Origin of the sequence: Streptomyces sp. NPDC086519 (assembly GCF_040686075.1) — a bacterium.
Lineage (GTDB): Bacteria > Actinomycetota > Actinomycetes > Streptomycetales > Streptomycetaceae > Streptomyces > Streptomyces shenzhenensis.
This window is the reverse complement of sequence record NZ_JBFBJL010000095.1, coordinates 17953-27167: the sequence shown is the minus strand read 5'-3', so window position 1 is coordinate 27167 and position 9215 is coordinate 17953. Positions and strand designations below refer to the sequence as shown.

Here is a 9215-nt window from a genome sequence, read left to right as displayed (position 1 = left end):
GCCCCCCCCCGGGGGGGGCCCCCGCGCCCCCCCCCCGGGCCCGCCCCCCGGGCCCGCCGTCGGGCAGGCCCACGGGGCGGCCTCCGCTCAGGACGACCCCGGTTACTTGAGTTAGGCAAGCATATGTGGCTTACTTGAGTCAAGCAAGCGAATTGCCCGTGCTCCGAACGGATGAGTCCCCCCGTGTTCGGCGGCTGGCGGTGGCCGCCGGTGCCCCGCACCGGGCCGTGCCGGCCTGTTCCTGCGATGACGGAACTCGCCGGGCCCGCCGGGGCGGACGCACCCTCGACCTCACGCCCGCCGGGTGCCCGCTGCTGCGTCACCTCCTGGTCAACGCCGAGAGAGTGCTCTCCAGGGGGCGGATCGGCCGGTACGTCCGGGGCGAGTTCCGGGGCGGCAATGCCATCGAGCGGCTGGTCTCCCGGCTCGGGCGCAAGGTCGACCGGGATGACCCGCACCCCGCCCACCAGGCCGTTCTCGAACTGCTCGGTCGGCTGTGCCGCGCGGGCTGAGCCCCACGGTCCGCCGGATTGCCCCGGCAATACGGCGGACAAAATTGTTGACAATCTTGTTTGGCTAGATTTACGTTCGACACGCACTCACTCAGGGAGGGCACGATGCCGACAGAAGTCCGTCCGAGCACCGGAGAGCAGGCCAAGCAGCACGCGTTCACGCTGCTGCGGCAGGCGATCCTGCACGGCGAGATGGCCCCGGCCCAGCGGCTGGTGGAGAACGAACTCGCCGAGGAGTTCGGTGTGACGCGCGCCAGCATCCGTGCGGCTCTGATCGATCTGGAGGCCCAGGGACTGGTCGAGCGGATCCGCAACCGCGGCTCGCGGGTGCGGGTGGTGACCGTGGAGGAAGCGGTGGCGATCACGGAGTGCCGCATGGTCCTGGAGGGACTGTGCGCGGCCAAGGCGGCCGTCGCGGCCAGCGACGAGCAGCTCAGCGACCTCGCGGACCTCGGAGCGGCCATGACCAAGGCCGTCGCCGCCGGCGAGCCGGTGACCTACTCCGAACTCAACCACACACTCCACGACAAGATCCGGGAGATCTCCGGCCAGCAGACCGCCGTGGAACTGCTGGAGCGGCTCAACGCCCAACTGGTGCGTCACCGCTTTCAGCTGGCGCTGCGCCCGGGGCGTCCGCAGCAATCCCTGAACGAGCACCTGGCGATGATCGAGGCGATCAGGGCCAGGGACCCACAGGCGGCCGAGGCGGCCGTCCGCGCCCACCTCACAAGCGTGATCGACGCACTGCGCGACTGAGACGCCCGGGGCTGGGTGGGCGCACACCTGTCCACCAAGGAGAGTTTTTCGATGACGCACGCCAACGCGCCTTCCCCCGGTCCCGAATACGCCCGACCGGGGGAGCCCCTGTCCCCACCGCGGTCCACTCTGGTCGTCACCGCGCATGCCGGGGACTTCGTGTGGCGGGCGGGCGGAGCCATCGCCCTGGCCGCGTCCCGGGGCGAGAAGGTCACCATCGCGTGTCTGACCTTCGGAGAGCGCGGCGAGTCGGCCAAGGCATGGCGCGAGGGCAAGAAGCTGGAGGAGATCAAGGCGATACGCCGGGAGGAGGCGGAGAAGGCAGCCGCCTCCCTCGGCGCCGAGGTCCGCTTCTTCGACGCCGGCGACTACCCGCTGGTCGCCACCGCCGAGCTGACCGACCAACTGGTCGCCGTCTACCGCGAGACCCAGCCCGACGTCGTCCTCACCCACCCCGTCGAGGACCCGTACAACGGCGACCATCCGGCCGCCAACCGGATGGCTCTGGAGGCCCGGATCCTCGCCCAGGCCATCGGGTACCCGGGCGAGGGCGACATCATCGGCGCCCCGCCGGTCTTCTACTTCGAGCCGCACCAGCCCGAGATGAGCGGCTTCAGGCCCGAGGTCCTGCTCGACATCACCGAGGTCTGGGACACCAAGCGCAAGGCGATGGAGTGCCTCGGCGCCCAGCAGCACCTGTGGGCCTACTACACCGACCTCGCCGTCCGCCGGGGCGTCCAGCTCAAGCGGAACGCCGGACCCAACCTGGGCCTGGCGCACCGCACCATGGCGGAGGCGTTCATGCGGCCGTTCCCGCAGATCGCGAAGGAGCTGGCATGAGCGGCGTGATCGTCACCAACCCGCCGAAGGCGGAGCTGAAGGACGTCGACGCCCTGGCCGGCTTCGGGGTCGCCACCGTGAGCGAGGCGATGGGCCGCACCGGCCTGCTGGGTCCGGGGATCCGGCCCGTCCAGCAGGGGGTGCGGGTCGCCGGCACGGCCGTCACCGTGCTCAGCTGGCCCGGCGACAACCTCATGATCCACGCGGCCGTCGAGCAGTGCGGCGAGGGCGACATCCTGGTCGTCACCACCACCTCGCCCTGCACGGACGGGCTCTTCGGCGAGCTGTTCGCGACCGCGCTGAAGCGGCGCGGGGTGCGCGGGGTCGTCCTCAACACCGGTATCCGCGACACCCAGGAACTGCGTGACATGGGCTTCGCGGCCTGGTCCCGGGCGGTCTCCTCGCAGGGCACGGTCAAGGCCACCGGCGGCTCGGTCAACGTGCCGATCGCCGTCGACGGCCAGGTGATCCATCCGGGTGACGTGATCCTCGCGGACGACGACGGGGTCGTGGTCGTACCCCGTGAGCGCGTCCGCGAGACAGCCCGGAAGTCCGAGGCCCGCGAGGCCAAGGAGGCCGCGTCGCGCGCCGCGTTCGTCGACGGCCAGCTGGGCCTGGACCGCTACGGGCTGCGCGAGACCCTGCGGCGACTCGGCGTCGAGTACAAGACGTACGAGGAGTACGAGGAGCTCGGCACATGACCGGTCCCGCGGAGGTGCGCTGCATGCTGATGCGCGGCGGTACCTCCAAGGGCGCGTACTTCCTGGCCGCGGACCTGCCTGCCGACCCCGCCGCCCGCGACGACCTGCTGCTGCGGGTGATGGGCAGCCCCGACCCGCGCCAGATCGACGGCCTGGGCGGGGCGCATCCCCTCACCAGCAAGGTGGCGGTCGTCTCGGCGTCGGACGACCCGGAGGCGGACGTCGACTACCTCTTCCTCCAGGTCGCCGTCGACCGGCCGGAGGTGAGCGGCCGTCAGAACTGCGGCAACATCCTCGCCGGAGTCGGCCCGTTCGCCGCGGAACGGGGGCTCGTGGCCCCCGGTGACGGCGAGACCTCGGTACGGATCCGGATGCTCAACACGGGCGAGTCGGCCATCGCCACCTTCCCGACCCCCGGCGGGCGCGTCGACTACACCGGGGACGCCGAGATATCCGGCGTGCCCGGCACGGCCGCGCCGGTGGTGATCGAGTTCCCGGCCGGGCCGAGCCCGCTGCTGCCCACCGGAAACGTCCGCGACACCATCGCCCGAACGACGGTGACCTGCGTCGACAACGGCATGCCGACCGTGCTCGTCGCGGCGGCCGACCTCGGCGTCAGCGGGTACGAGTCGCCCAAGGACCTGGAAGAGAACCTGACCCTCGCCGACCGCCTCCGCGAGATCCGGCTGGCGGCGGGGAGACTCATGGGCCTCGGGGACGTCGAGACCGCCACCGTGCCCAAGCTCAGCCTGCTCGCCCCGCCGCGTGACGGCGGCGCGGTCACCACCCGGACCTTCATCCCCGTCCGCTGCCACACCTCGATCGGTGTCCTCGGCGCCGCCAGCGTGGCCGCGGGGCTCAGGCTGCCCGGCAGCGTGGGAGAGGGGATCGCCCGGCTCCCGGAGCGGAGCGACCGTGTCCGCATCGAACACCCCACCGGATTCCTGGAGATCGACACCAGCGCCGACCCGGGATCCGACGGCTCCCCGCCGGCCGCCCGCCGCACCGCGGTCGTCCGCACCGCCCGCAAGATCTTCGACGGCACGGTCTTCGCCCGCGCCGCCGCCGTGCCCGCACAACCTCAAGGAGGCAATGATGGCTCCGCCCCTCGGTGACATCGCCCATATCGGCCATGCCCAGCTGTTCACCCCGGACCTGGACGCCAGCGTCGCCTTCTTCACCGACTACCTCGGACTGACCGTCAACGGCCAGGACGGCGACACGGTCTACCTGCGCACGTACGACGACTACGAGCACCACAGCCTGGTCCTCACCGCCCGCGACCGGCCCGGCCTCGGCCGGCTCGCCCTGCGCACCTCCGGCGAGGAGGCCCTGAACCGCCGGATCAAGGCAATCGAGGACAACGGGGGCACCGGCCACTGGACGGAGGACGAGCCCGGCCTCGGCAAGCTCTACGTCACCACCGACCCGGACGGCCACGAGCACGCCCTCTACTGGGAGAGCGAGCACTATCAGGCGCCGGACGAGCTGAGGCCCGCGCTGAAGAACCAGCCGCAGGCCAAGCCCAACCGGGGCGTCGGCGTGCGCCGCCTGGACCACGTCAACTTCCTGGCCGCCGACGTGCTCGCCAACGCCGAGTTCCAGGAACAGGTCCTCGGGGCCCGCCCGACCGAGCAGGTCCGCCTGGACAACGGGTCCATCGCGGCCCGCTGGCTGACCTTCACCCACAAGTCGTACGACGTCGTGTACACGTCCGACTGGACGGGCTCGACCGGGCGGTTGCACCACATCGCCTTCGCGACCGACAGCCGCGAGGACATCCTGCGCGCGGCCGACCTCGCCATCGACACCGGTGTGTTCATCGAGACCGGCCCGCACAAGCACGCCATCCAGCAGACCTTCTTCCTGTACGTCTACGAACCGGGCGGCAACCGCATCGAGCTGTGCAACCCGCTCACCCGGCTGGTGCTGGCCCCCGACTGGCCGCTCGTGACGTGGACCGAGGCCGAGCGGGCCAAGGGGCAGGCGTGGGGGCTCAAGACGATCGAGTCCTTCCACACGCACGGGACGCCGCCGGTCGGCTGATCCGGTTTCCGCGGCCTGTGGGGGGTGGCCGGCGCGTCACGGCGCGCCGGCCACCCCCTTCGCCGCCCTGGTGTCCGGATCGTTGCAGAGATTGTTGACAAAAGTGTTGACGTTTTTGCCACCGATCCTTAGCGTCTACGCACCACGGGTCAGCCGCACGAGCCGCGTCGACCCCCTCTACCGCTTCCCCTCCAGGGAACGCTCCTGGACGAGAGGAAAACAAAGATGTCCTCCTCAACCGCCCTGTCCGCTCGCGGCGGCAAACTGGCCCGGCTGGTCGTCGGGCTGTGCTGGCTGGCCGTGCTCTTCGACGGCCTCGACATGTTCATCTACGGCTCGGTGCTGCCCCACCTGCTGGAGACCAGGACTTTCGGCATCACCCCGGACGAGGCCGGCGACCTCGGCTCCTACGCCACCTTCGGCATGCTGGTGGGCGCCCTGACCGCGGGCACGATCGCGGACCGGATCGGCCGCAAGCAGCTGATGATCGCCTGCGTCACCCTGTTCTCGCTCGCCTCCGGCATCTGCGCGGTGTCGGGAAGCCTCGCCGTCTTCGGCCTCGGCCGCACCCTGGCCGGCATCGGCCTCGGCGGGCTGCTGCCGACCGCGATCAGCATGGTCTCCGACTACGCCAAGGGCGGCCGGATCGCGATCACCATCGGTCTGCTGATGACCGCCCACCACGCGGGCGGCATCCTCTCCGCCTACGTCGCCAAGTGGCTGGTGGACCCCTTCGGCTGGCGCTCCGCCTTCTGGGTCTGCGTGCTCCCGCTGCTCTTCGTCCCCGTCCTGCTCAAGCTCCTGCCCGAGTCGCTGAGCTTCCTGGTCGCCAAGGGCCGCACCGAGGAGGCCGAGGCCCTCGCCGGCCGCTACGAGGTCGAACTGCCCGCCGTCGCCGCCAAGAAGACCGCCGCCGACCGCTGGGACGCGCTGCTCGGCCTGTTCCGCGGCGGCGAGTGGCTGCAGACCCTGCTGTACTGGCTGGCCTCCTTCGGCGGTCTGCTGCTGGTCTACGGCGTCGCCACCTGGCTGCCGACCCTGATGCGCACCGAGGGTTACGAGCTCACCAACGCCCTCACGTTCGTCGTCGTCTTCAACCTCGGCGGCATCGTGGGCATGCTGGTCGCGGGGCGTGCCGCCGACCGGTTCGGTGCCCCGCGCATCGCGGCGATCTGGTTCGCCCTCACCGCCGCCGGCGTCTACCTGCTCAGCGTGCACATGCCGATGGGCGTGACCACCCTGGTCGTCTTCCTCACCGGCGTCTTCCTGAACAGCGCCCAGACGATGATCTACGCGACCGTCTCCATCCGCTCCACCCCGGACAGCCGCGCCACCGCCGTCGGCTGGACCTCCGGCATGGGCCGCTTCGGCGCCGTCTTCGGGCCGTGGCTCGGCGGCCAGCTGCTCGCCGCGGGCAACGGCGGCTGGGGCTTCACCGCCTTCGCGCTGGCCGGTGTCTCCTCGATGGTGTTCATCGGCGTCGCCGCCCTGCGCTCGGCCGGGCAGCCGCAGGCCGGCCACGACCGGGAGAAGCTGCTCGCCGCACACTGACCGGTGCCGTCCGGACCGGTCCGGCGCCGCGCTCCGCCACGGGCGCGGCGCCTTCCTACTGCTCGCCGGCCGGCTCCGCCTCCAGGCCCGTGCAGGCCAGCTCTCCCTCGACCTCCGCACACGCCTCCACGCCCCGGGGGGCCGGCACCGCGAGCATCGGGCTGGTGTAGCCGACCGAGTCCTCGGCGGGATAGCTCGCCGAGAGCACGTCCTCCCCGGCCCGGACCGAGACCTCCCGGGCGTGCGGCGCGTGCAGCCGCACCTCGGACCAGACGGTGCCGCAGGCGGGGGACCAGCGCAGCCGGACGTCGTAGGCGACACCGGTGACACGGCTCTTGGTCCGCGCGTCCCGGTCGCACGCCGACGCGTCCGGCAACTCGCCCTGGCAGGAGCGGCCATGACAGCGCGGCGCCGCCGACACCGGCTGGGCTCCCGGAGTCCCGCGCCGGTCCGAGACGGTCACGGCCGCCGCTGTCGCCCCGGCCACGGCGAGCAGCGCGAGCGCGGTGAGCGGCAGCCGCCACCCCCGCCTCGCCGGAGGCCTGCCCGGGACCGGCTCGACGGCCGGCGGCCCCTCGGCGGCATCGCACAGCGCCAGCACGGCCGCCGGATCGGCGCCCGCGAGCCGGGCCAGGGCCTCCACGGCCGCGCGCGGCGGTCGTTTGTCGCCGGAGAGATAGCGGTGCCAGGCTGACTTGCTGTACGGAGTGCGGGCGGCCAGCGCCGCGAGGCTCAGTCCCGTACGCTCCTTCAGTTCGCGCAGCCTCGCCGCCGGCGACGCGTCCGGCGGGGTGGTCCTCGCTCCTTCGGGGTGCGGCATGTTGCGTGCCTCGACTTCTTGCGCTATGGGCGTTTCGCCCCTGTTGTCGGGATGGTTTCCCCTCGGGACCGGGCCCGCAATCGGCGAACAGGTGTGTAGACGGTGAATCGGGGGGTGCATGCCGAAGACCTGTTCGAGAACGCGGGGTTCCCGAACAGGTCTCGGCGGTCAGGGAGTACGGCGGTGCGGGCCGGTCAGCACCACGGGACGGCGTGGCCGACCCGGACGTAGCGGGCGGAGACGTACCCCTTGTGGTGCGGGAGCCGGTACCAGGTGTGGTTGCCGTGCACCGAGCCGCCGTAGGTCTTGCAGGTCAGCGGGACGAGCCGGTGGTTGCGGCGGTGGCTCACCACCCGGTAGCGGGTGCCCGGGCCGGAGCGGACGTTGAGCCGGACGCGGTGCGTGGTCACCCGGCCCACCGTGCGGTAGGCGTAGTGCCGGTGGTGGAGACGGTGGGCCGCCGGCGCGGGCAGGGTGGTGTAGTTGTAGAACTGCACGATTCCCTGGGGCGCGGGGACCGGGGTGGCGGCGCTCGCGGTGGCGGCCCCGGCCGTGGGCAGGAGCGCGAACACCGCGACCGTGGCCAGCAGGCCGTTCTTCAGGATCCGACGGGACATGGAAACCTCCGTGCTGTCGTGCTCGTGACCACGAAGCGTGATCACGACTCGGAGCGTTTCCGTGCCGGATCGGCACCATGTCGTCCCCGCGTGCCCTGGGACGGCTGGGACGTCCCAGGGCGCACCGGGGCTCAGCCCATCTGGTCCTGCGCCGACAGGTGCTCGACCGTCTTCCCCGTGGCGGTGAAGGTCCGCGTGACGTACCCCGAGGAGTACACCCACAGGATCCGCAGCGGGGTGTCGCCGACGTTGCGGAACAGGTGGGGGACGGGGGACGGGACGTACGTGGTGTCGAACTGCTCGAGGCGGGTCACCTCGCCGTCCACCCACACCTCCGCCTCGCCCTCCAGGACGGTCACGTGCTCGTCGCAGTTGTGCGAGTGCAACGGCGCCCCGCAGCCCACCGGATAGACGCTCATCCCGCTGGTGATGAGGTTCTCCCCGCCCGCCGACGGCGTGGTGATCAGCGGTGTCGTCACGACCGCACCGCCCCGGTCCAGCAGGGGTACGGACGCGGCCTTGATGATCGTGGTCATCGGGGGGTTCCTCTCCACTACGGCGTACGCGGTACGCCCACCGACGCTAGGCCGCCTCCGCGTGAACGGGTGCCCCCTGGCGTGCAGTTTTACCTTGCGCTCCGGGAGGTGTGAGCGGCCGGGGCGCGGCTGTAGCGTCACCTGGCAGTCCACAGCCGCCGAAGACAGAAGGCAGGTAACGGCCCCATGAGGCTCCCCGTTCTCAGCGAAGACGAGATGGATCCGCGCCAGCAGGAGCTGGCCGCCCGGATCGCGGGCCGCCGCGGCGCCGTCCGCGGCCCCTTCAGGGTCTGGCTGCACAGTCCGGAGATGTGCGAACGCGCGGAGTCCCTCGGCGCCTTCGCCCGCTTCGAATGCAGCCTCCCCAAACACCTGCGCGAACTGACCCTGCTGATGGCGGCCCGCAACTGGGACGCCCAGTACTCCTGGAACGCCCACGTCCACCAGGCGATCGAGGCCGGCATCCCGCGAGCGGCCGTCGAGGCCATCGCCGAGAAGCGCGAGGCCGTCTTCGCGGACGAGGCCGACCAGGCGTTCTACCAGTTCTGCCGGGAGGTCCTGGAGGAGCACTTCGTCACCGACGGGACCTTCGCCCGCGCCCTGGCGCACTTCGGTCCCAAGGGGCTGGTCGACACGATCGGCGCGCTCGGCAACTTCACCATGCTCGGCATGTGCCTGAACACCTTCCAGGTGGACCTCCAGGCCGACCGGGAGCCGCCGTTCCCGGATGTCCGCGGCTACCGGCGGATCGCCCCGGACGGAGCCCGAACCAGCGCCTGACCATGAGAAACGCGGCCGGTCTTTTAAGCCGAGAACCGTTGACAGGATCGCCGACA

At 71.5% G+C, this 9215-nt stretch carries 10 protein-coding genes and 1 pseudogene; 8 read left to right on the top strand and 3 right to left on the bottom strand.

Annotated features, from left to right (window positions below; translation table 11 throughout):
* Window positions 1–260: 260 nt before the first annotated feature.
* The 7 genes and pseudogenes from AB0P24_RS44205 to AB0P24_RS44175 all read left to right on the top strand — a co-directional run.
* A pseudogene (locus tag AB0P24_RS44205) lies at window positions 261–512 on the top strand (winged helix-turn-helix domain-containing protein); the annotation flags it as partial.
* Window positions 513–617: 105 nt separating this feature from the next.
* Entirely contained in the window at window positions 618–1268 is a 651-nt protein-coding gene (locus tag AB0P24_RS44200) for a GntR family transcriptional regulator (RefSeq protein ID WP_365804486.1), read from the top strand.
* 51 nt (window positions 1269–1319) lie between these two features.
* Window positions 1320–2108: a PIG-L deacetylase family protein gene (locus AB0P24_RS44195; RefSeq protein WP_365804484.1), complete on the top strand. Its 789-nt coding sequence runs from the start codon at window positions 1320–1322 to the stop codon at window positions 2106–2108.
* The gene (locus AB0P24_RS44190; RefSeq protein WP_365804481.1) at window positions 2105–2809 is read left to right on the top strand and encodes a 4-carboxy-4-hydroxy-2-oxoadipate aldolase/oxaloacetate decarboxylase; all 705 of its coding nucleotides are present in this window, start codon (window positions 2105–2107) and stop codon (window positions 2807–2809) included. The genes AB0P24_RS44195 and AB0P24_RS44190 overlap by 4 nt, the downstream gene beginning before the upstream one ends.
* The gene (locus AB0P24_RS44185) at window positions 2806–3924 is read left to right on the top strand and encodes a 4-oxalomesaconate tautomerase (RefSeq protein ID WP_365804479.1); all 1119 of its coding nucleotides are present in this window, start codon (window positions 2806–2808) and stop codon (window positions 3922–3924) included. Before AB0P24_RS44190 ends, AB0P24_RS44185 begins: the two co-directional genes overlap by 4 nt.
* On the top strand, window positions 3905–4855 hold the full coding sequence (locus AB0P24_RS44180) for a catechol 2,3-dioxygenase (RefSeq protein WP_365804477.1): 951 nt from the start codon (window positions 3905–3907) through the stop codon (window positions 4853–4855). Before AB0P24_RS44185 ends, AB0P24_RS44180 begins: the two co-directional genes overlap by 20 nt.
* Window positions 4856–5080: 225 nt before the next feature.
* On the top strand, window positions 5081–6406 hold the full coding sequence (locus AB0P24_RS44175) for an MFS transporter (protein WP_365804475.1): 1326 nt from the start codon (window positions 5081–5083) through the stop codon (window positions 6404–6406).
* Between the two features lie 55 nt (window positions 6407–6461).
* On the opposite strand, the gene AB0P24_RS44170 is transcribed toward AB0P24_RS44175, so the two are convergent.
* From AB0P24_RS44170 to AB0P24_RS44160, 3 genes are all read right to left on the bottom strand, one after another.
* Window positions 6462–7226, bottom strand: coding sequence for a DUF2690 domain-containing protein (locus AB0P24_RS44170; protein WP_365804473.1), 765 nt, complete (start codon window positions 7224–7226; stop codon window positions 6462–6464).
* Window positions 7227–7420: 194 nt separating this feature from the next.
* Window positions 7421–7843, bottom strand: a complete 423-nt coding sequence (locus AB0P24_RS44165) for an SH3 domain-containing protein (protein ID WP_365804471.1) — start codon at window positions 7841–7843, stop codon at window positions 7421–7423.
* A gap of 131 nt (window positions 7844–7974) precedes the next feature.
* On the bottom strand, window positions 7975–8379 hold the full coding sequence (locus AB0P24_RS44160) for a cupin domain-containing protein (protein WP_365804469.1): 405 nt from the start codon (window positions 8377–8379) through the stop codon (window positions 7975–7977).
* 216 nt (window positions 8380–8595) lie between these two features.
* On the opposite strand from AB0P24_RS44160, the gene AB0P24_RS44155 reads away from it, so the two are divergent.
* Window positions 8596–9159, top strand: a complete 564-nt coding sequence (locus AB0P24_RS44155; RefSeq protein ID WP_365804488.1) for a carboxymuconolactone decarboxylase family protein — start codon at window positions 8596–8598, stop codon at window positions 9157–9159.
* Window positions 9160–9215 lie beyond the last annotated feature (56 nt).